Below are 22,101 nucleotides of genomic sequence, written 5' to 3'. Positions count from 1 at the left end.
TCGGCCCGAACCGTAACCGCCACGAAAGGCTGGTCCATCATGGGCCGGTCCACCTTGTGCGCGTGCCCGTTGATGCGGCAGGCGCGACAGTTGAAGGTTCTCATTTGACTCAGTTTGAAGCTCTCGGGCTTTCCCAGTCGATCCTCAAGGCCATCGCCGCGATCGGCTACGACCAGCCGACCCCGATCCAGCGCGAAGCCATTCCTCTCATTCTCGCCGGCAATGACCTGATGGGCCTGGCCCAGACCGGCACCGGCAAGACCGCCGCTTTCGGCCTGCCGCTGGTGGAGCGCATGCTCGCCAACCCCAAGCCGGCTCCGGCCCGCGCCACCCGCGCCCTGATCCTGGCTCCGACCCGCGAGCTGGTGAACCAGATCGCGCAGAACCTCATCGGCTTCATCAAGTCGACACCGCTGCAGGTCGCCACCATCATGGGCGGTGTTTCCATCGGCCCGCAGATCAAGCGCATGACCCGTGGCTGCGACATTCTCGTCGCCACACCGGGCCGTCTGCTCGACCTGATCGACCGAAATGCCCTGCGCCTTGACCAGGTGGAATATCTGGTTCTGGACGAAGCCGACCAGATGCTGGACCTTGGTTTCATCCACGCCCTGCGCAAGATTGCAAATCTGGTACCGAAGAAGCGCCAGACCCTTCTGTTCTCGGCCACGATGCCGAAGCAGATCGAGGAACTGTCCCGCTCCTACCTGACCGATCCGGTCCGTGTGGAAGTGGCTCCGGCCGGCCGCACGGCGGACAAGGTGACCCAGTGCGTTCATTTCGTCTCGAACGGCGACAAGATCAGCCTGCTGATCAACTGCCTGTCTGAGCGCCCCGACGATCTGTCACTGGTCTTTGCCCGCACCAAGCATGGCGCGGACAAGGTGGTGCGCCGTCTGGAAGCCGCCGGTTTCAAGGCCAATGCCATCCACGGCAACAAGAGCCAGAACCAGCGTGACCGCGCTATCAAGGAACTGAAGTCCGGCGAGACCCGTATTCTGGTGGCCACCGATGTGGCTGCACGCGGCATCGACATTCCGGGCGTCAGCCACGTCTACAACCTCGACCTGCCGGATGTGCCGGAAAGCTACGTTCACCGCATCGGCCGCACCGCCCGTGCAGGCGCTGATGGCGATGCCATCGCCTTCTGCGCACCGGACGAAATCGGCTTGCTGCGTGACATCGAGCGCCTGACCGGCATTCGCATCCCGGTCGCCAGCGGCGAAGCTCCGCCGGAAGGCCGCGCAGCTGCCAAGCGCCCGGCACGTGGCGGCGTCCAGCAGGGCCGTGGCCAGGGCCATGGACGCGATCAGGGCCGTGGTGAACAGGGCCGCCAGCACAATGCCCGCTCCGAAGGCGGCCGTGGCCGTGGTGAAGGCGGCAAGGGCGGCTTCGGCAATGGCCATGGCAAGCCCCATGGCAGCCAGGCTCGCAAGCCCGGTGGCGGCCAGCGCCGCCCGCAGAATGGTGGCCCGGCCCAGATTGCCGCGCAGGTCCAGTCCCGCGGTGACCGCCGCGATGCCCGCCCGTAAGGGTGAGGCTGCTTTCGGTCTGAAAGCTTCAAGGCCCGGCGGGAAACCGCCGGGCCTTTTGTTTGGGCGTCTGCCATGATCAGTGAGTGGGGCTGTTCAGGCAGTCTCTCTGGGGCTCGACGTCGTTCCGTCCGGGGCGGCGCGGTGTGAGTGGCCAGCATGTTCTTCAAACAAAAAGCCCGCAGCGGTGGCGTTCCGCAGCGGGCTTCTTGTTTCAGGTGGCTGAACTCAGCCTGAGACCTTGGAGAAGTCGGCGACGAGGCCGGCGATGTCGCGGATCTCGGCGAGGAGCTTCAGGCGGTTGGCGCGCAGCTCGGCTTCATCGGCGTTGACGAGGATATCGGCAAAGAACCGGTCCACCGGCGCACGCAGGGCCGCGAGGGCCTCCATAGCGGCGGCAAAGTCTTCGCCCGAAAGCGCCTCGCTGACCGCAGCGCGGGCCTTGTCGATGGCGCTGGCCAGCGCAATCTCGGCTTCTTCGCGGAAGTGGCTTGCGACCGGGCGGCCGGAAACGGCTGCACCGTCCTTCTTCTCCTCGGCCTTGAGGATGTTGACCGCACGCTTGTAGCCCGCCAGCAGGTTGGCCCCGTCCTCTGTGGCAAGGAAGGCCCCCAGTGCCTCGACCCGGCGCACGACCATCAGCAGGTCATCCTGTCCGCCAAGGGCAAAAACGGCATCAATCAGATCATGCCGCGCACCTTCTTCCTTCAGATGGACCTTGAGACGGTCGGCGAAGAATCCCATCCACGAATCAAATATTTGCTCGGCTGCTCCGTGCCACAGCTCTTTGGAGTACTTTCTGCTTTCGTAAAAACCTTTAATTCCCTCTGCAGAAATCTCTCGATCAGCAAAGACAATAACACCTATGCACGTGTCCATATGGTCTAGCCTGTCGGCAACTTGACTATATGCAAAAAATGCTTCTTTTGCGTTCTCGTCTGTCTCGTGAATTATAGAGAATTCAACCGAAGCAATCAGAGAGCCCTGTTGGTCGATCATGCCGTCGTGGTTCAAGTAATAGCGATAGGGAGGTTTTGACCAACCGCCAGAACTAAGGCTACCGTTCTTTGACTCAACGGCTCCCAGCAAACTCCGGTATCGCCCGGAATGGGGTTCTAGGCCCCAGAGGAGATAAGCAAGAAGCGTAACCGGCAGCACGTCCGAGAGCTTCAGCCGCAGCTTGTTTTCCAGAATGATGCGGATGACGCCAAGCGCGGCACGGCGCAGGGCGAAGGGGTCCTTGGAACCTGTCGGCTTTTCGTCGATGGCCCAGAAGCCGGTGAGAAGGTCCAGCTTGTCGGCGAGCGCAACGGCCACGGCAACCGGGTTCGACGGCACGCGGTCAGACGGCCCCTGTGGGCGGTAATGGTCTTCGATGGCCGTGGCAACGGCGGCGCTTTCGCCCTGGTGGGTGGCGTAGTAACGGCCCATCAGTCCCTGCAGCTCGGGGAACTCGCCAACCATGCCCGAGACGAGATCGGCCTTGGCCAGACGCGCAGCGCGGCGGGCTTCACCAGCATCAGCGCCGCATGAAGGTGCAAGTTCAGCGGCCAGCGCCTCAAGGCGCTTCACGCGCTCCCCTGCGAGCCAAGCTTCTCGTGGAAGACGATGCTGTCCAGCTTCGGCAGATTGTCTTCCAGACGGGTCTTGAGGTCGGTTTCCCAGAAGAACCGGGCATCGGACAGACGCGCGCGGATCACCTTTTCGTTGCCTGCGATGATTGTCTTGCCGCCGTCCGCCGCAATCAGGTTCGACGTCAGCACGAAACGGTTGGCGAGGCGGCCCGTCGCCGGGTTGCGCAGCACGAAGCACTTCTGGTTGGCGCGGATGGTCAGGCGGATGCACTCGTCCGGGATCGACAGGAAGGCCTCGTCGAAGGAGCCCGTCAGCACCACCGGCCATTCCACCAGTCCAGCCACTTCCTCCAGCAGGCCTTCGTCTTCCACCAGCTCCAGTCCAAGTGCCATGGCCTGATCGCGCGCATCATGCACGATCACGTCCTTGCGCCGGTCGGCATCAAGGATGACCTTCTGCTTTTCGAGCTTGGTCATGTAGTCATCGAAGCGGCGGACGGTGAAAGCCTCGTTGCCATGGAAGCGGTGGCCGCGTGTCGTGTTGCCTGCGGTGATGCCGTCGATGTCGAAGGCGATCACTTCCGGCTCTTCCGTTTCCGGGCCGAAGGTTGCAACGATGGACTTCAGCGGGCGCACCCAGCGCAGCGAGCCTGTGCCCCAGCGCATGGACTTGGGCCAGGGAAGTTGCGGATGATGCCGGGCATCACGTCCGCAATGATTTTTTCTGCCGGACGGCCCGGCTTCTCGATGACGGCGATGTAGAACTCGCCCTTCTTCGGATCGCTCTGGATCGTGGCTTCCTCGATGGAGGAGAGGCCTGCACCGCGCAGAAAGCCTTCCAGCGCCTGTGCCGGGGAGCCGACACGCGGGCCCTTGCGTTCTTCGCGAGTGGCCTGTGAGGCAACAGGCAGGCCTGCGATGTGCAGGGCAAGGCGGCGGGGCGTGGCGAAAGCCTTTGCGCCTTCATAGGTCAGACCGGCATCCACCAGCGCATTGGTGACCAGCGACTTCAGGTCATCGGCAGCACGGCGCTGCATGCGGGCAGGGATTTCCTCGCTGAACAGTTCAAGCAGGAGATCAGGCATGGGTCTGAACCTTCGATAGAAAACATCGGGGCAGGGTGCGGGCAAGCACTCGCACACTGCAGCGCGTGTGCCTACCAAGCCCGGCCAAAAATGTCACCCCCAACCTTGCGGCCAACACCGGGAAATGGCGCCTTTCCAGCCTTCTCCGCCTGCTGCATCCAGCTGGGCTCCCGAATATATTTTCAGGTTTAACAGTTCTGTTTCATGCTTTTTCAATGGGCATCAAGAGATACTCCATGAGATGCAGATTGGAGTTCGCCCGAACGTGGCAAAGATATCAATGAGAAATAGAATAGGTTATATTATATTTCTAATTGTGGAAAAAAGTTCTGCTTACCAGCGATTGTGTTTGCGATTCTGTTTGCTGTGTCCTTATCTGCTGCTATGGCATTGGCCAATCAGGGGGATAGCTGGCCGAATGCCATCTTGATCGCTTTGTCTGCGCTTCTCAGCGCCGCTTCCGGAGCATGGGCAGGAGCAGTCCTCAAGAAACGCGAGTTGTCCCATGCCCTGGAAGAAGCAGATGCCGCGCTGGCCGAAGCGCAGGCTCAGGCGCAGCACGATCCGCTGACCGGCCTGCCGAACCGGCGTCATATTGAGATGGTGTTTCCGTCCATGGTGCACATGATGGAGCCGGACGAGTTCCGCGCCGTCATCATGATGGATATCGACGGGTTCAAGCCGGTCAACGACGTCTATGGCCACAGCTTCGGTGACCTTCTGCTGAAGGAATTTGCCAGCCGCCTGTCCGAAACGATCGGAGAGGGCGGGCTTGTCGCCCGGCTGGGCGGCGATGAGTTTGCCATCGTCACTGGCGTTCTGGCGCACAAGGATGCGGCGACCGGTATTGCCCGGCGGGTGTTGAACCGGGTGCAGGAGCCATTTCTGATTGGCGCCCGGCAAGTCACGGTTGGCTCAGGCATTGGCGTCGCCGTTTTCCCGGATAACGGCTATTCGATTGTCGAACTGTTGCGCCGGGCTGACGTGGCGCTCTACCGGGCGAAGACATCCGGCCGCTCGACGTTCCGCTTCTTTGAGACAGAGATGGATGCGGCGATTCTGCACCGCACGCTGCTCGAACAGCGTTTGCGTGGGGCCATTGCCAGCAATCAGATCAGCCCCCACTTCCAGCCGATCTGGGACTTGCGCAGCGAGAGGATTACGGGGTTCGAGGCTCTGGCCCGCTGGACGGACAGGGATTTCGGCAAGGTGCCACCGGCACATTTCATTCCCATTGCGGAAGATTGCGGCCTGATGCCGGAGCTGACCGATCACCTCCTGACCAGGTCCTGCGAGGCTGCGTTGCAATGGCCAAAGGATGTTTATCTCTCCTTCAATCTCTCCCCGGTGCAACTGCACGACCGGATGCTGCCCCTGCGGATCTTGACCATTCTGGGCAACACTGGCTTTACGCCAGAGCGGCTTGAGATTGAGATCACGGAGAACGCCCTGATCAAGGATCCCAAAACGGCAAGGGAGATCCTTGGTCAGCTGTCAGATGCGGGCATCCGCATTGCGCTCGATGACTTCGGCACCGGACATTCCAGCCTCAGGTACCTCAGGGATTTCCGCGTCGACCGCATCAAGATCGACCGGTCTTTCGTCGCAGGCATGGCAGAAGGTGGCGAGAACGCTGCCATCGTGCGCGCCATTCTTGGCCTTGCGGCAGGCCTTGGCATCGAGACCATCGCGGAGGGAATTGAACTGCCGGAGCAGCGGGCGCAACTTCACCATGAAGGCTGCAACTTCGGACAGGGATTCCTGTTCTCTCAGGCGGTCAGCGCGGATGATGCCCATGCGCTGATCTGCGCCAACATTGCCCGTCAGCAGAGCCTGGATACTTCGCTGCCTGTTTGAAAAAAGGGGCCCCGGCTTCGCGGATGCCCCTTCTCAAGCTGTCTTGATCGCCAGCCCGGCTGAAACGTTTCAGCCAGTATAGCCCACGCCGCCGGCTGCCGTCTGCAGGAAGGCACCGCCGCAGGCCTTGGCGAGTTCGCGCACGCGCAGGATATAGCTCTGGCGTTCAGTCACCGAGATCACGCCGCGTGCATCCAGCAGGTTGAAGGCGTGGCTGGCCTTGATGCACTGGTCATAGGCGGGCAGCACCATCTGGTGCACGTCAGCGCCGGCCGCCTCTTTGGCCGCTTCGCCAGCGGCAAGCAGACGGCGGCATTCTTCTTCAGCATCGCGGAAGTGGCGGAACAGCATCTCGGTGTCCGCATGTTCGAAATTGTGACGGGAGTATTCCTGTTCGGCCTGCAGGAACACATCGCCATAGGTGATCTTGTCCGCGCCTTCGCGGCCGTTGTAGTTCAGGTCATAGACGTTATCGACGCCCTGAATGTACATGGCGAGCCGCTCCAGCCCGTATGTCAGCTCGCCGGAGACGGGCGAGCACTCGAAACCGGCCACCTGCTGGAAATAGGTGAACTGCGACACTTCCATGCCGTCACACCAGCATTCCCAGCCAAGGCCCCAGGCGCCAAGGGTGGGGCTTTCCCAGTCATCTTCCACGAAGCGCACGTCATGCACCGACGGGTCGAGGCCGATGGCGTAGAGGCTGTTGAGATAAAGTTCCTGCAGGTTCTCCGGCGAAGGCTTCAGGATCACCTGAAACTGATAGTAGTGCTGGAGGCGGTTCGGGTTCTCGCCATAGCGTCCATCCGAGGGGCGGCGGGATGGCTGCACATAGGCCGCCTTCCATGGGCGCGGCCCGAGCGAGCGCAGTGTCGTGGCCGGATGGAACGTGCCTGCACCCACTTCCATGTCATAGGGCTGCAGCACGACGCAGCCCTGATCCGCCCAGTAGCGCTGCAGGGTCAGGATCAGCGCCTGAAAGGAATTTTCAGGGCGCATGTGGTCCGGAAGGGTTTCATTCGGCATCTGGCATTTCCCGGTCGTTCGAGACGGAGAGGGCGCGGCGCAGCAGGCCACTGCCCTGATTGGCCGGAGAGGTGCCACGGAGGCGGGGCAAGGTCAAGCCGCACCCGCACGCAGGAGCATGAAATGCCTTCACGCAGGGCCACGGGCGCTCAATAGCGCCTGCGGCCAGTATTGGCCCAATCAGTCCTGCGGCCGATAACGGCCGGTGCTGGGATCAAGCTTCAAGGTTACCGGAATGGGGGTGCCCGGTGCGGGACGAACCTTCGACAGGCGCTGGTCCACGCGGGACATCTCCCGGCGCATGGCGCGTGCAAGAAGGAGACCGGCGGTTCCGGCAAGGGCGATGATGGCGAGAGGGTGCATGCGGACTATCTCCAGATGATGTGCAATCCTCCCGCCCGATCGTGGCGGAGACAAGGCATAAATTGCCTCAGGTCGCAGCGTTCCGGTCAAAAAATGTCACAGACCGTAACGGGCCCAAAGGCTGCGGGTCTCCAGTGCATCCAGCACGTCTGCGGTGATTGCGCCTGCTGCCGGTGAAAGGCCAATGCCTCCTGCAGGCCTGCGGCCGAACAGCCCGCGTGGCTGGCTTATGAGGACGGGCTCTGCCTTGTTTCCGAAACGCTGCTTCAGCACCGTGACCAAATCGCCTTCCCGGTCTGCAAGGCCAAGGCTGCAGGCGGTGCGCCCGGTCCAGAAAAGGCCGCTGAACAGATCCGGATCCTGCGAGAGCAGTTCGCCGCGCCGTGCCTTGACCATGGTGATGAACACGTCATGGATTTCGGCCTGCAACGACTTCAGATGTGCCACGTCTTCGGGGTTTTCTGGGCTGAAGGCATCGAGCGACACCTTCCGCGTACCGGCGGTATAGACGCGACGCTCCACGCCGATCTTGCCGATCAGTTCCGTGAAGCCGAAGCCTGCCGAGACAACACCGATGGAGCCGACCACAGACGAGGGGTCAACAATGATCTCATCTCCCGCGACGGCGATCATGTAGCCCCCGGATGCCGCAACATCCTCCACAAACACGAGCACCTGCTTGCCATGCTCTTCGGCAAGGGCGCGGATACGGGTGTAGATGAGACGGGACTGCACGGGTGATCCGCCGGGCGAGTTGATGATCAGCGCCACGGCTGGAACCTTCTTCATGGAGAAAGCCCGTTCCAGCGGTTTTGCCACCGACGCCAGGGAGAGGCCGCTTCGCAAGGGGCCACCGCCGCCAATCACGCCCTGCAGCCGGACAACGGGGATGGCAGTACCGCCGCGTCCGAGGAGCTTCTGAAGTCTGTTCTTGAGTGCTGTCAGCATGAAATCCCGTTCCGGCTTGCCAGTGGCAGGCGGTTCGCCTGCCGGTCAGCATTAGATAGTACCGCGCGCGAGAAAATCAGCCTTTGTCTTGGCCGCCAGTTGGTTGACGGCATCCCAGTTGAGGCGCAGGCCTGCGGCCTCATCGTCACACCACATGACCTCCGCCACGATGGCGCGCGGCATGCCCAGCACGCGCAGGTGGATCGTCTTGCCCAGATGCTTGACGCCTGCCGCCTGCACACGGCATCCGGAACGGGCCGCGTCGACGATACGGCCTGTGACGCGGCGCGTGCGGTCCGGATCGGTCAGAACCACCTGAATGGAGACGGCACGGCGCGCTTCTGCCCGCTGGCTGGCGGCCTCATTCTGGACGCCAGAGAAGACAATTGTCGCATCCTCCCCGTTGATGGAGGTCACAGTCGCGGCGCGCAGGCTTTTCTCGTCTCCGAAGCGCAGAGCGATATTCTTCTGGAGCAGCTTTATATCGGGCGAGGTGAGGACGCATCCCCATTGGGTGAGATTTGTGACCGTCACCGGTAGGCAGGTCAGGCGTTCCACGTCAATGGCAAGAACAGTCGGGGCGCTGGCTTCCGGCGCTGCGGGTGGCCTTGCGCGGCGCGGTGATGCAAATCCGGTGTGGGAGGCGGCCGGTTCCTGTGCCTTCTCCTGCACCATTTGCGGCGTCCGGGGTGCGTGTGTTTGCACAGGCCGTTTCGCGGGTTCGGGGCCGCGTGCTTCAGCCGGTGCCGGTCCAGGCACCTGAGCCGGTTTTGTCCGTCTTGTGATGAATGCTGTATCCGTCATCGTAACCGATGTCCTGCCCACTTTGATGAAGCTAGACGGAACAACTTTAACAATGAGTATATTCACGAGTGCTACGTACTGGCGAACCGCGTTAGTTCAAGCAGATAGCGCCTGCTTCAACGCGAGGAAATCGCGCCAGGCCAGCCGCTTTTCCAACGGGCTGCGCAGAAGGTAGGCCGGGTGATAGGTGGCGATGGCGCGGATCTTGCGGCCTCCTGCATCATAATCCATCCAGTGTCCGCGCATGCGGCGGATACCGTCCGTGTTGCCTGTCAGTGCCTTTGCGGAAGCTGCACCCAGGAAGACAAGAAAGTCCGGACTGGCCAGTTCGATCTGCCGGGCGATGAAGGGGCGGCAGATTTCTGTTTCCTGTGGTGTCGGCGTCCGGTTGCCCGGCGGGCGCCAGGGCACGACATTGGCAATGTAAACGGAAGACCTGTCGAGCCCGATGGCAGCCAGCATCCGGTCCAGCAGTTGACCGGAGCGGCCAACGAAGGGCACGCCTGAAAGATCCTCGTCCCGGCCCGGCGCTTCGCCCACCAGCATCACGCGGGCGGAGGGATTGCCATCTGCAAACACCAGAGACTTCGCCGTGAGGCGCAGATTGCAGCCGTTGAAGGCAGCAAGGCAGGCCTTGAGATCTTCCAGTGATGCCGCAGACTTCGCCGCCTCCCGGGCAGACTTCACAGCCTGCTCGCCAGGGATGACCGCCGGATCCGTAGAGGCAGAAACTGGTGCCTGCGCCTGCGGTTCAGGCGTTGCATTGCGGTTAAGTGATGGCAGGTTCAGCGGTGGCGGGGCTGCCTGACCGGCAATGCGCGACTGAATCTGTCCTTGCGGTTGAGGCGGAGCCGGCTGGCTGTAGCCGCCATCGAAGCTGCGGGCCTGTGGCGCCTGTGTTCCCGGCTGCCCCGGCGCTCCGCGCGACTGGCGCGCCATGGCGGCTTGCTCTGCCTCCAGCGCCGACTGGGCAAAACGGTCGATGACGTCATCTTCAACCCAGCCATCCACACCAGCACCCTGGAAAAACTCCAGAAGCGCCTCGATGTGCCGGGCGGTAAGGCCAGATGCTGAGAAAGACGTGTTCATGCCGTCAATGTAACGGCAGATGGCGCAAACACAACAGACCTTGCCCCGCTCTCCCGTGATATCGCTTGCATTCCTGCGGCAAGCTGGCTGGTTGACTAACGCTTACGTTAACGTAAAGTCGTGACCAGCCGAAACGGAGGAATTGCAGGTCTGTTTGAGCTGCTCTAAAGAGAACGCGACGCTTAGACAGTCAAGCGGGCAGGGTGGGGCCGCCTGCTGCAATTGCGCCAGTCTGTTCGCAGCCTGGCGTGCTTGAGAGGGAGAGTGCGATGACGGAAGAGCTTGAGCTGCCCGAGCGCGAAAGCATGGATTTTGATGTGGTGATTGTCGGTGCAGGCCCTGCTGGCCTTTCTGCCGCCATTCGCCTCAAGCAGATTGCCAACGAGAAGGGCGAAGAGCTGTCCGTCGTGGTCCTGGAAAAGGGCTCGGAAGTCGGCGCGCACATTTTGTCGGGCGCGGTCATTGATCCGATCGCCCTGGATCGCCTGCTGCCGGACTGGCGCAGCGAGGATACGCCCATCAAGACGGCCGTGACGGCGGACCATTTCCTTGTGCTTGGGCCTGCCGGCTCCATGCGCCTGCCGAATGTTCTGATGCCGAAGCTGATGAACAATCATGGCAATTACATCGTATCGCTGGGCAACGTCTGCCGCTGGCTGGCCACCAAGGCCGAAGAGCTGGGCGTAGAGATCTACCCCGGCTTTGCTGCCGCCGAAGTGCTCTATGACGAAGAGGGCAAGGTTGTTGGCGTTGCCACCGGCGACATGGGCGTTGGCCGCGATGGCAAGCCCAATGACAGCTACACCCGTGGCATGGAGCTGCGCGGCAAGTATGTGCTGATTGCCGAAGGCGTGCGCGGCTCGCTGGCCAAGCAGCTGATCTCCCGCTTTGAGCTGGACAAGGATGCGGATGTGCCAAAATTCGGCATCGGCATCAAGGAACTGTGGCAGATCGATCCGGCGAAGCACAAGCTGGGTCTGGTGCAGCACAGCTTCGGCTGGCCGCTGGACAACCGCACGGGTGGCGGCTCCTTCCTTTATCATCTGGAGGACAATCAGGTCGCCGTAGGTTTTGTGGTGCATCTCAACTATCAGAACCCGCACCTGTCGCCGTTTGACGAGTTCCAGCGCTTCAAGACGCATCCGGCCATCCGCGAGACCTTCGAGGGTGGCAAGCGGCTTGCCTATGGCGCACGCGCCATCACTGAAGGCGGCTACCAGTCAGTGCCGAAGCTTTCGTTCCCTGGCGGCCTGCTGATCGGTTGCTCCGCCGGCTTCGTCAACGTGCCACGCATCAAGGGCTCTCACAACGCCATGCTTTCCGGCATGATCGCAGCCGAGCATGTGATGGAAGCGCTGGGCAAGGGCGAGGCCAACGCCGAACTGAAGGCCTTTGACACGGCCTGGCGCGAAAGCGACATCGGCAAGGATCTGAAGAAGGTGCGCAACGTCAAGCCGCTGTGGTCGCGTTTCGGCGCGGTGATGGGCGTCATGCTCGGCGGCCTCGACATGTGGACGAACGAGCTGTTCGGCTTCTCCTTCTTCGGCACCATGAAGCACGGCAAGACCGATGCGCAGAGCCTGAAGCCGGCCGCCGAATGCAAGCCGATTGCCTATCCGAAGCCCGATGGTGTCGTGTCCTTCGACAAGCTGTCCTCGGTGTTCCTGTCCAATACCAACCATGAGGAGGATCAGCCGATCCATCTGAAGGTGAAGGACATGGCGTTGCAGAAGTCGTCCGAGCATGACGTCTTTGGAGGACCGTCGAACCGCTATTGCCCGGCCGGCGTCTATGAATGGGTCGAGGAAGGCGAGGGCGCGCCCCGCTTCCAGATCAACGCGCAGAACTGCGTCCACTGCAAGACCTGCGACATCAAGGACCCCAACGGCAACATCACCTGGACGGTGCCGGAAGGCTCCGGCGGGCCGAACTATCCGAACATGTAAAACCTCTTCAGCCCCCGGCGAGCCCAGCTTTCCGGGGGCTGTTTTTTGGGGGGCACACAGGAACACTCCCGCGCCGTCCCGCAGATTCTGCGTCGTCCCGGACGAAGCGAAGCGGAGATCCGGGAACCACTCGCTTCCAGAGCGATGAGAGGTGTTGACGCCGGAACGGCTCGCATCGGGCGAGAGCCTGCCGCCAGGCCCTGGGCAATCGCCCTTCTCTGCAAACGAGTAGTCCCCGGCTCGCGCTACGCTTGGCCGGGGTGACTCTGTGCCGGTTATAGCGCCGGTGCATGGGCGTATGGCGGCAGGTGGGGCGTTGCTGTGCAAATCATTCAACGCCTTAACCATGATCCACGCCCTCAAGGAAGAACTAACGCTGGGGCAGACTGGAAATTTCGCGTCATTAACTCCTTCTCAAGGTTAACAGGACAAACTCAAGATCAAAGCTTGATGGAATGTCCCCTGTTGCGTTCGCCGCCCTGTAAAGGCGCGAAAAGTTGGAGTTGCGTTGCGTATGTTCGGCCCCGTTTATCTCTGCGGCAAGCCCATCCGACCGCGCCGGCGCTTCAAGCTCCGTCATGCGCTGGCCGCCGCCCCTCTCGCGTTCATTGGCCTCACCGGTTCGATCGGTCAGCAGGATATCGGCGCACTGATGGCCGCTGGCGGTATGCCCTCCTGGATGCAGGCGTTGGAGACCGTCGATTTCAGCTCTCAGCTTCCCCCGACGTTGACCCTGGCCCAGGCAACGCCCTTGCCTTTGCCCGAACCGGCTGCTCAAGGGGTTACTGTATCGGCTCCACAGGGCATGCAGAACACCGCTATCAAGGGGCTTGAGCCTCTGGTGCGCGAAACCCTGCCGAAGGAAGTGCCGGACGAGATCAAGATCAACCGCACTGGCAAGGGCGACCGGTTCATGTCCATGGCGCCGGACCGGGAAATGCTGGAGCAGGCCTCCGGCTCGGTCTATTCCATGGCAAGCCTCATTGGAAACGGCGGCCAGGCCGACATGCCGCGCGTTGCCTTCGTCAAGCCTGAGCCGCTGACGGCAGATCAGCGCAACCAGTTTGCCAGTGCCGCGAAGCAGCCGAAGGGTGGCCGCCGCAAGGGCATGGAAGAAGCTGGCGATCCGATGGATCTGCAGCGCATGATGATGGCGCGCAATGCGGCCGCTGCCGGCTTCTCGCTGGTATCTGCTTATGCACCAGAGGCCGCCGATACCAGCCGCGATCCGTTCAACGCCCTGTTCGGGCCGCAGTACGAAGTGGACCTGCCGCCACCGGAAGATCCGCAGAACCCGCATTGGTGGGCGCAAAAGCCGTTGCCGCTGTCCGTGGCAGAGCCGAAGGAGCAGCGCTGCATGGCTGAAGCGCTTTACTTCGAAGCGCGCGGGGAGTCCGAGGATGGGCAGATTGCCGTTGGTCAGGTGGTACTGAACCGGGTGAAGAACCCAGCTTATCCCAACTCCATCTGTGAGGTGGTGTATCAGAACCGGACAAAGCGCAACCAGTGCCAGTTCTCTTTCGCCTGTGACGGCATCCCGGACAGGATCACGTCGCCGGACGCCTGGGCCACGGCGCAGCGCCTCGCCAAGCAGGTGATTTCAGGCCAGCAGTATCTGAAGATGGTGGATGCCTCAACGCATTATCACGCCACCTACGTCAAGCCGCGCTGGGCCGGTCAAATGAACAAGCGCGGCCAGATCGGCCTGCACATCTTCTACAAGACCAAGGCTGGCGGCTGGAACTGAGGTTGATCAGGAAAGGCTGTGGGGCGGCAATACCGCCCCTCTGCTCATTCGATGCCGATATCAAGCCCGAGGTCGAGAACCGGGGCGGAGTGGGTGATCCAGCCGGAGGAGATGAGGTCAACGCCAGCTTCTGCCACGGCGCGCACGGTGGTCTCGCCGATGCCGCCGGAAGCTTCCAGCAGCACTTGGCCGCCAACGATGGCGACGGCCTCGCGCAGGCGGTCCGGACCCATATTGTCCAGCATGATGACGTCGGGCTTTGCCTCCAGTGCTTCGCGCAGCTGGTCAAGCGTGTCCACTTCCACCTCGATCTTTACCAGATGTCCGGCAAAGGCCTTGGCTGAGTGGATGGCTTTGGCCACGCCGCCCGCAACGGCGATGTGATTGTCCTTGATGAGGATCGCATCATCGAGGCCGAAGCGGTGGTTGGAGCCGCCGCCGCAGCGCACGGCGTATTTTTCAAAGGCGCGCAGGCCCGGCGTTGTCTTGCGGGTGCAGACGATCTTGGCCTTTGTATGCGCAATGGCATCGGCAAAGCGGGCGGTTGCCGTGGCAATGCCGGAGAGGCGCCCCAGATAATTCAGCGCCACGCGCTCTGCCGCCAGCAGCGCCCGTGCCGGGCCTTCGATGCGGGCGACGATGGCGCCCGGTGTCAGCCTTGCGCCGTCGCGCAAGTGCACATCCACCTTCAGCTGCGGTGAGGTGAGGGCAAAGGCGGTGATGGCAAGGTCAATGCCTGCCAGCACGCCGTTCTTGCGTGCGGCGATGACGGCACTTGCGGTTACATCCGGGCCGATGGTGGCCTGTGACGTGATATCCCCGGCGCGGCCCCAGTCTTCCAGCAGGGCAGCGCGGACAGCGTCTTCCACCATCAGATGCGGCAGTTCGGGAAGAAAGGCGGTCATGCGCCTTCTCCGGCCATGTTGACGAGATCAAAGCCAGCCAGCGGATCCTTCACCGCCTCAGCTGCGCCTGCGGCTGCCGCGTTGACCTGATCCAGCGTCAGATAGCTGCGCTTGGCCTGTGCCGCATCGGCCTGCGGGAAGTCTGAGCGGTAATGCGCGCCCCGGCTTTCCTTGCGCAGGAAGGCGGCAGCGGCAACGATCTTGCCCGCAATCATCATGTTGCGGATGGAGGTGCGCTGTACCTGCGCCTCAGCAGCGGCAATGCGGGCAAGGGCGGTCTGAAGGCCCTCCGCGTCGCGCTCCACACCCACCAGATCATTCATGGTCTGGCGCAGGATGGAGATAGCCGTGCGCTCATCATGGTTGCGCTGGCTGGGCAGGCCCGGCTCGTCGTCCAGCTCCTCCCAATAGGCGGTGCGCGGGGTCGGCATCAGGCCCTGAATGTCCTCGGCAATGCGTGCCGCAAAGACGACGGCTTCCAGCAGCGAGTTGGAGGCCAGCCGGTTCGCGCCATGGGCACCGGTGGAGGCGACTTCGCCAGCGGCCCACAGGCCGTCCAGCGAGGTGCGGCCGTTCGCGTCTGTCAGCACGCCGCCCATGTGGTAGTGCTCGGCCGGGGCAATCGGGATTGGCTGCGTCACCGGGTCGATGCCTGCAGCCATGCAGGTGGCGTAAACGGTGGGGAAGTGCTCGGCAAAGCCTGCGCCGATCGCCTCGCGGCAATCGAGGAACACGCCGCGCCCGGCAGCCCGCTCACGGAAGACGGCGCGGGCAACGATGTCACGCGGGGCAAGTTCGGCCAGCGGATGCACGTTCTGCATGAAGCGTTCACCCGCGGCGTTCACGAGGATCGCGCCTTCGCCGCGCAGGGCCTCGGTGGCCAGCGGTGCCGGGTCGCGGCCAAGGTCCAGAGCGGTTGGATGGAACTGCACGAATTCCGCATCCGCCAGCACGGCACCGGCGCGGGCGGCCATACCGAGGCCGTGGCCGTTGGCTTCGCCCGGATTGGTGGTGACCGAATAGAGATGGCCGATGCCGCCGGAAGCCAGGACAACGGCAGGGGCCTGGAAAGCGAGGCGCTCCAGCCCGCCGCGGCGGCGGGCCATCACGCCCGTGACATACCGGCCCTCGGTGATCAGGCTTTCGCCCAGATAGCCTTCGATGACACGGATGGACGGCGTGTTGCGAACCGCTGCGACCAGCGCATCCATGATGGCGCGTCCGGCCATGTCGCCGCGCACGCGGACCACGCGGCTCTGGGAATGGGCGGCCTCGCGGGAGACCTGCAGGCGGCCTTCCAGATCCTTGTCGAACGGCACGCCATAGCTCAGCAGGTCATGAACCCGGCGCGGCGCTTCCGCCGTCATCATGGCAACGATCTTGTCCTGGCAGATGCCGCCGCCCACAGCCAGCGTATCGGCGAGATGGCTCTCGGACGTGTCACCGTCGGAAACAGCAGCGGCAATGCCACCCTGCGCCCAGGCCGAGGAAGCCCCTTCACCAATCGGTGCATTGCTGATGATGGTGACGGGACGCGGGCTGAGTTTCAGCGCGCAGAACAGGCCTGCAAGACCACCTCCGAGGATCACCACATCGTCCACGCCGCGCGCAGACAGGGAGGGGGCCAGGATTTCGCTACGTATTGCCATCGCAGGGGCTTTCCAAACGGCGCCGGAAGGCAGCTCCGCCTCCGGCCGCAAGGCCGTACCCGGACAGATGGGGGAGGAAAGGTCCGGGCCGGTCAGAAAACAGGACAGGCCGGTGCGGCAGGGCTCCGCACCGGCCTGCCGGTCAGCTCTTCAGGTTGATCATACGTTCCACCGCCCGGCGCGCAAGGCCGGCGACGGCAGGATCAACCGTGACTTCTTCCTTCATCTCGACCAAGGCGTCGAGGATCTTGGACAGGGTGATGCGCTTCATGTGCGGGCACAGATTGCAGGGGCGGATGTAGTCCACGCCTGGCGTCTCGCTCGCCACATTGTCCGCCATGGAGCATTCGGTGATCATCATCACCTTGGCGGGCTTCTTTTCCTTCACCCAGTCGATCATGTGCTTGGTTGAACCGGCAAAGTCGGCCTCGTCCACCACTTCCGGCGGGCATTCCGGATGGGCAATGATCTTCACGTCCGGATCGATCTTGCGGTAGTCGCGCAGTTCCTGTGCAGTGAAGCGCTCATGCACTTCGCAGGCGCCATCCCAGATCAGCACTTCCACGTTGGTCTTGCGGGCGACGTTGGCGGCCAGATACTTGTCCGGGATCAGGAACACCCGGTCCACGCCAAGGCTTTCCACCACCTCAACTGCGTTGGAAGACGTGCAGCAGATGTCGCACTCGGCCTTCACAGCGGCAGAGGTGTTCACATAGGTGATGATCGGCACGCCGGGATTGCGCTCGCGCAGGCCGCGCACATCCTCAGCAGTGATGGACTCGGCCAGCGAGCAGCCTGCGCGGCTGTCGGGGATCAGAACCGTCTTGGACGGATTGAGGATCTTGGAGGTCTCAGCCATGAAATGCACGCCGCACTGGACGATCACGTCCGCACTGGTGCGCGTTGCCTCGATGGCCAGCTGCAGGCTGTCGCCGACCACATCCGCAACGCCATGATAGATGTCCGGCGTCATGTAGTTATGCGCCAGAATGACAGCGTTGCGCTCCTTCTTGAGCTTGTTGATCGCATGGATCGTCGGCGCAAGAGCGGGCCACTCGATGGCGGGGATGATATGCTTGACCTTCTCGTAGATGGGGGCCGTCTCGCGCGCCACCTCTTCCGTGTAGGCCAGATCCGGACGGTTCACCGCACCATGACGGTCAATCGCCAGTTCCGCTGCAGGCCTGACCTCGCAGGCGGAACGTGAGGAAATCAGCGTGGTAGCCATAGGGCCGTACTCCCTTTGGAGCTCAGATCTATTATGCTCATTTTGAGCATATGGCCGGTAAAAGAAAACGGGACCTTCCGCCCCTTGCCTGCCACCGTCTTTTGCTCTTCATGAGCTTATATAGTCCTGCGCGCAGGCCAAATCTACACTTTCTGACGCTGAAACGTCATATTTTTGAAAAGATGATATTTCCCAGTGACTTGTTTGTGTGCCGGCAATCGATTGGCCTTAATATGAAGCCTTCGCAAGCTGCGTCGGATTTTCAACCTATCCATCAGAAGCTCTCATCCCGGCATCACAAACATTCACTTGAGCAAAACAGCTGCAAGGTCATAGTAGCGTGCGAGGGGCTCATCACACGGCCCGGAGTGTGTGAATCGGAGAAACCGGGCATGTCCGCAGCTTCAATGCCTGCAAAGGCAAATATTCCGCTGATCATCATCTGCGGCTGTGCCATTGCGCTTCTGTCCTTCGGGCCGCGCTCGACCATGGGTATGTTCTTCCAGCCCATGACGGAAGCGCGGGACTGGACACGCGAGATCTTCTCGCTGGCCATTGCCATCCAGAACCTGATGTGGGGCATCGGCCAGCCGGTGGCGGGCATGTTTGCTGACCGGTTCGGCACCTGGAAGACGATTGCCCTGGGGGCGGTTTTCTATGGCTCTGGCCTCTGGCTGATGGCCGATGCGGAATCGCCGGTGGCGCTGCACATGACGGGCGGCGTGCTGATAGGCCTTGGCATCGCCTTCTCCAGCTTCTCAATGGTGCTGGCGGCCTTTGCCCGCGCGGTGACGCCGGAAATGCGCTCGCTCGCCTTCGGTGTCGGTACGGCTTCGGGTTCGCTGGGCCAGTTCCTGTTTGCGCCGCTGGGGGCCACACTGATTACGGAGATCGGCTGGCACAACACGCTGCTGGCCTTCTCCGGTCTGATGGCGCTGCTGCCGCTTCTCGCCATAGCCCTGCGTGGCAAGCCGGATGCGGCCGCCTATGCTGGTACCAGCGCTGACCAGAACCTCAAGCAAGCCATCGCCGAGGCCTTCAAGACACGCGGTTACCTGTTGCTCACGCTGGGATTCTTTGTCTGCGGCTTCCACGTGGCTTTCATCACCGTGCACCTGCCGCCCTATATTTCCGACCTCGGCCTTGAGGCGCGTTGGGGTGGATATGCCATCGCCCTCATCGGCCTGTGCAATATCGTGGGATCGCTGCTGTCGGGCTACATCGGTACACGCCATTCCAAGCCGCATTTCCTGTCACTGATCTATTTTGCCCGCGCCGTTGCCATCACCCTGTTCCTCATGGTCCCGGCCTCACCGGCATCGGTGCTGATCTTCTCGGCGGCCATGGGCTTTCTATGGCTTTCCACAGTGCCGCCCACGTCGGGCCTTGTGGCTGTCATGTTCGGCCCGCGCTACATGGCGACGCTTTTTGGCTTCGTTTTCCTGTCGCATCAGATCGGTTCGTTCCTTGGCGTCTGGCTGGGCGGCAAGCTTTATGACGAGCTGGGCTCCTATGATGCGGTCTGGTGGATGGGCATTGCCCTGGGTCTCCTCGCGGCCATCGTCCACTGGCCCATCCGCGAACAACCCGTCGCCCGCCTCGCTGCAGCGGAGTGAGGGCGAAGGGGCTCTGCCTCTCTTCCTTTAACGTCCGCCAACCCTGAGCCCTGGCGCGGGGCGTTCCTTCAGGATTTCGCGGCGGAAGCGGAAGAGGGCGGCGGGGCGGCCGCCGGTGGCGGTGGAGGTGGCGCCGGTTGGCTCCACCAGTTCGGCGTTTTCCACGAGGCGGCGGAAGTTCTGCTTGTGCAGGTGCCGCCCGAAAATCGCTTCCACCGTCTGCTGCAACTCGGTGAGAGTGAAGGTGTCCGGCATCAGCTCGAAGATCACCGGGCGGTATTTCAGCTTGCCGCGCAGGCGTGAGAGGGCGGTGGCCAGCACGCGGCGGTGATCGAAACGCATGGGCCGGCCGAACTTCGGCAGGTCCGGGCAGGCCAGCGCCTCGGGCCGCCCGTCGCGCAGGGCCTCCTGCACAAGCCCGGCGCCATAGATCAGCTCGTAGCGGTCAAGCGCCCGCTCTTCGTCCCAGCTGCTCTCATCCTCGCCAAAGGCAAGGCGGATGCGCTCGGCCCTGCCAAGGCCGGTGTGTGGCTGCTCCGGCGGCATGCGCCCGGAGGCAGCATGCAGCGCAGGCAGAAGATCCCGGTCGAGCATTGCAGGGCGCCCGTCGCGCCAGTCTTCCCAGGGGAAGTAGTCATACCAGGACCGCCAGGACGAATGATGCCGGGAGAGTACATCTTCGCTGTCTGTGCTCTTGCGGGTGAGGGCGAGATAACCGACGGAGACCACATGCGGGCCGCTGTCGCCGGTGGTCATGTGGCGGCCCCGGTCGCCAAAAGTGTAAAGCTGCTCCACATAGCCGATGGTGAGAGCGGTCTGTTCCTCCACCCAGGTGCGCAGCCCGCTTTCAAAGGTGCGGTGATGCAGCGGATCGAACGGGCCGAAGGGAAGGCCTTCCGCGTCGTCCTCACCACCACCTGCAAAGGTCACGACCTGTGGCACGCCCTCGCGCACAGCAACGATCACGGCGTTCAGGCCGATTTCGATGGTTGCCGTGGTCTGGTTCATCCGCGCCTGCTCCTTCAGGCCAGAGGCATTTCAAAGGGCGTGCCCTCGAAGGCATCAGCCCCCCGCCCGATGGCCCGGATTGCCTCGATCATGCGCCCGTTGCGGCCCAGCATGCGGTCGGCAATCGCCACCAGCCTGGCATTGGGCGTTGCTGAGGGCGCACGGGCGCGCAGAACAGATGCAAGTTCGGCCTCATCCGCATCGGGCGTCAGGGCGCAGGCGGTGATGAAGGCTCCAGCCGTTGACCGGCTGATTCCGGCCCAGCAATGGATGACGAGCGGGGCGGATTTTTCCCAGTCCCGCACGAAGTCGATAAGGGAGTTCACATGCGCCTCGCCGGGAGGCACGAGGCCTTCCACCGGGTCTACGATGTCGTTGAAGCCAAGGAACAGGTGACTGTCAGCCGCAATGGACTGGGGGCGTTCCACTGGCGTGCCAGCATTGATCAGGCTGACCATGCGGGTTGCACCCGTCCGCTCCACCGTTTCCTTCAGGCGGGAAAGAGAACACACGTAAAGCATCAATCGGTCATCCTGAAACTGTGCCTTTTGAGAGTAACCTTTTTAAATCCCCGCGTCACCGCCCGCGCACGGCCTTCTGAGGCGCGTTTGCGGCAAGGGCAGCTATGGCCTCGAAGCGTTCGGTGAAGGCAATCTGGGCAGTGGCGGCTGGCATTGGCTCAAGCCCGAGGCGCGGTGCGTCTGCCGGGCCGGTTCCGAAACCCTTGGGCCGTCCGAAGATCTTGCCTGCCTCTTCATCGCCGAAACCTGCCAGCTCCACTGCCTCGAAATAGGCGCAGATGATATCGGCCTTCTTCGCCAGTTTCTTGACAGCCTCGGGCAGCTTGCCCGGCAGGCCGAAACGCCTGTGGATGGCTTCCTGAAGGCGGCCTTCCACCAGCTTGTAATCACCGCCCATCACCGCCTTGAAGGGGAGATCATGTCGCCGATCACATATTCCGGCGCATCATGCAAAAGCACAGCAAGGCGCCATTGCGGGGTAAGGTCCGGCTTCAGTTGCAGGGCGATGTCTTCCACCACAAGGCTGTGCTGTGCGACGGAAAAGGCGTGGTCGCCGTGGGTCTGGCCGTTCCAGCGCGCGACACGGGCAAGGCCGTGGGCGATGTCAGACAGTTCCACATCCAGCGGTGAGGGGTCCAGCAGGTCGAGCCTGCGGCCGGAAAGCATGCGCTGCCAGGCGCGAGGTGGAAGTTCGGGGCGGTCGGCAGCCATGGATGCTCCGTCAGTCTTGGGCCCGTCAGTCTTGGGCCAGTGCGGCGAAAGGGTTGAAGGGCTTGTCAGGCGCCTTAAGCACCTGCGCCGCTGCCGCTTTCAGGCCAGGTGAAACGCGCCCAGCCGGGAAGCGTTACATCGAGCGCCGTTCCGGCGGCAGTCAGTTGGACGCCCTTGTCGAGGGCAGCCTTCACCTTGTCAAGCCGCAGCAACGCCAGTCCCCGGTGACCTGCGGACGAACCAAGCGTGCCCACCTCCTGCTCTCCTGCCAGTACCGGGCTGCCCATGGCGGGCAGGGCCTCTGCCGCTTCCACCATGACGAAGCGCTTGCGGGCCGTCGAGCGGTGCTCCATGCGGGAAACGATCTCTTGCCCCACATAGCATCCTTTGCGAAAGGAAATGCCGTTGAGCTGGTCCATGTCTGCGTCATGGGGAAAACCTCGCCATAAGCGAAGTCGCTTTCTGCCTCCGGCACGCCAAGGCCGATGCGGT

The 22,101-nt window shown here is 62.6% G+C and carries 16 protein-coding genes and 3 pseudogenes; 5 read left to right on the top strand and 14 right to left on the bottom strand.

The window, feature by feature from the left end:
- Positions 1-104 precede the first annotated feature (104 nt).
- Positions 105-1,532, top strand: a complete 1,428-nt coding sequence (locus ACQB61_RS14240) for a DEAD/DEAH box helicase (protein ID WP_430513148.1) — start codon at positions 105-107, stop codon at positions 1,530-1,532.
- Between the two features lie 228 nt (positions 1,533-1,760).
- On the opposite strand, the pseudogene glyS reads toward ACQB61_RS14240, so the two are convergent.
- Positions 1,761-4,191 (bottom strand): annotated as a pseudogene (gene glyS, locus ACQB61_RS14235) (glycine--tRNA ligase subunit beta).
- 498 nt (positions 4,192-4,689) lie between these two features.
- On the opposite strand from glyS, the gene ACQB61_RS14230 reads away from it, so the two are divergent.
- Entirely contained in the window at positions 4,690-6,048 is a 1,359-nt protein-coding gene (locus tag ACQB61_RS14230) for a putative bifunctional diguanylate cyclase/phosphodiesterase (RefSeq protein WP_430513147.1), read from the top strand.
- 69 nt (positions 6,049-6,117) lie between these two features.
- On the opposite strand, the gene ACQB61_RS14225 is transcribed toward ACQB61_RS14230, so the two are convergent.
- The 5 genes from ACQB61_RS14225 to ACQB61_RS14205 all read right to left on the bottom strand — a co-directional run bounded on the left by ACQB61_RS14225 (position 6,118) and on the right by ACQB61_RS14205 (position 10,278).
- Positions 6,118-7,074: a glycine--tRNA ligase subunit alpha gene (locus ACQB61_RS14225; RefSeq protein ID WP_430513146.1), complete on the bottom strand. Its 957-nt coding sequence runs from the start codon at positions 7,072-7,074 to the stop codon at positions 6,118-6,120.
- Positions 7,075-7,254: 180 nt separating this feature from the next.
- The gene (locus ACQB61_RS14220) at positions 7,255-7,437 is read right to left on the bottom strand and encodes a hypothetical protein (RefSeq protein ID WP_430513145.1); all 183 of its coding nucleotides are present in this window, start codon (positions 7,435-7,437) and stop codon (positions 7,255-7,257) included.
- 96 nt (positions 7,438-7,533) lie between these two features.
- Positions 7,534-8,385 (bottom strand): S49 family peptidase, encoded by an 852-nt coding sequence (locus ACQB61_RS14215; protein ID WP_430513144.1) that lies wholly within the window; start codon positions 8,383-8,385, stop codon positions 7,534-7,536.
- A 51-nt stretch (positions 8,386-8,436) separates the two neighbouring features.
- Positions 8,437-9,060: a PilZ domain-containing protein gene (locus ACQB61_RS14210; protein WP_430513143.1), complete on the bottom strand. Its 624-nt coding sequence runs from the start codon at positions 9,058-9,060 to the stop codon at positions 8,437-8,439.
- 225 nt (positions 9,061-9,285) lie between these two features.
- Positions 9,286-10,278, bottom strand: coding sequence for a uracil-DNA glycosylase (locus tag ACQB61_RS14205; RefSeq protein WP_430513142.1), 993 nt, complete (start codon positions 10,276-10,278; stop codon positions 9,286-9,288).
- 269 nt (positions 10,279-10,547) lie between these two features.
- Here ACQB61_RS14205 and ACQB61_RS14200 point away from each other — a divergent pair, with 269 nt between their 5' ends.
- Together ACQB61_RS14200 and ACQB61_RS14195 are read left to right on the top strand one after the other, a co-directional pair.
- The gene (locus tag ACQB61_RS14200; protein ID WP_430513141.1) at positions 10,548-12,224 is read left to right on the top strand and encodes an electron transfer flavoprotein-ubiquinone oxidoreductase; all 1,677 of its coding nucleotides are present in this window, start codon (positions 10,548-10,550) and stop codon (positions 12,222-12,224) included.
- Between the two features lie 514 nt (positions 12,225-12,738).
- Positions 12,739-13,971, top strand: a complete 1,233-nt coding sequence (locus ACQB61_RS14195; protein ID WP_430513140.1) for a cell wall hydrolase — start codon at positions 12,739-12,741, stop codon at positions 13,969-13,971.
- Between the two features lie 44 nt (positions 13,972-14,015).
- On the opposite strand, the gene nadC is transcribed toward ACQB61_RS14195, so the two are convergent.
- From nadC to nadA, 3 genes are all read right to left on the bottom strand, one after another.
- Positions 14,016-14,876 (bottom strand): carboxylating nicotinate-nucleotide diphosphorylase, encoded by an 861-nt coding sequence (nadC, locus tag ACQB61_RS14190; protein WP_430513139.1) that lies wholly within the window; start codon positions 14,874-14,876, stop codon positions 14,016-14,018.
- Entirely contained in the window at positions 14,873-16,525 is a 1,653-nt protein-coding gene (locus ACQB61_RS14185) for an L-aspartate oxidase (RefSeq protein WP_430513138.1), read from the bottom strand. Before ACQB61_RS14185 ends, nadC begins: the two co-directional genes overlap by 4 nt.
- A gap of 142 nt (positions 16,526-16,667) precedes the next feature.
- Entirely contained in the window at positions 16,668-17,753 is a 1,086-nt protein-coding gene (gene nadA, locus ACQB61_RS14180; protein WP_430513137.1) for a quinolinate synthase NadA, read from the bottom strand.
- Between the two features lie 392 nt (positions 17,754-18,145).
- On the opposite strand from nadA, the gene ACQB61_RS14175 reads away from it, so the two are divergent.
- Positions 18,146-19,369 carry an MFS transporter gene (locus ACQB61_RS14175; protein WP_430513136.1) on the top strand — a complete coding sequence of 408 codons (1,224 nt, stop codon included), beginning with the start codon at positions 18,146-18,148 and terminating at the stop codon, positions 19,367-19,369.
- Between the two features lie 27 nt (positions 19,370-19,396).
- On the opposite strand, the gene ACQB61_RS14170 is transcribed toward ACQB61_RS14175, so the two are convergent.
- From ACQB61_RS14170 to ACQB61_RS14150, 5 genes and pseudogenes are all read right to left on the bottom strand, one after another.
- Positions 19,397-20,377, bottom strand: coding sequence for an NUDIX hydrolase (locus ACQB61_RS14170; RefSeq protein WP_430513135.1), 981 nt, complete (start codon positions 20,375-20,377; stop codon positions 19,397-19,399).
- Positions 20,378-20,391: 14 nt separating this feature from the next.
- Positions 20,392-20,898 (bottom strand): tyrosine phosphatase family protein, encoded by a 507-nt coding sequence (locus tag ACQB61_RS14165; RefSeq protein WP_430513134.1) that lies wholly within the window; start codon positions 20,896-20,898, stop codon positions 20,392-20,394.
- A 55-nt stretch (positions 20,899-20,953) separates the two neighbouring features.
- Positions 20,954-21,609 (bottom strand): annotated as a pseudogene (locus ACQB61_RS14160) (hydrolase).
- Between the two features lie 74 nt (positions 21,610-21,683).
- On the bottom strand, positions 21,684-21,821 hold the full coding sequence (locus ACQB61_RS14155; RefSeq protein ID WP_430514450.1) for a hypothetical protein: 138 nt from the start codon (positions 21,819-21,821) through the stop codon (positions 21,684-21,686).
- A gap of 156 nt (positions 21,822-21,977) precedes the next feature.
- Positions 21,978-22,028, bottom strand: a pseudogene (locus tag ACQB61_RS14150) (hypothetical protein); the annotation flags it as partial.
- Between the last annotated feature and the right edge of the window lie 73 nt (positions 22,029-22,101).

It is taken from the genome of Pannonibacter phragmitetus (assembly GCF_050510895.1).
GTDB lineage: Bacteria > Pseudomonadota > Alphaproteobacteria > Rhizobiales > Stappiaceae > Pannonibacter > Pannonibacter phragmitetus_B.
This window is presented reverse-complemented; position numbering and strand designations above follow the sequence as displayed.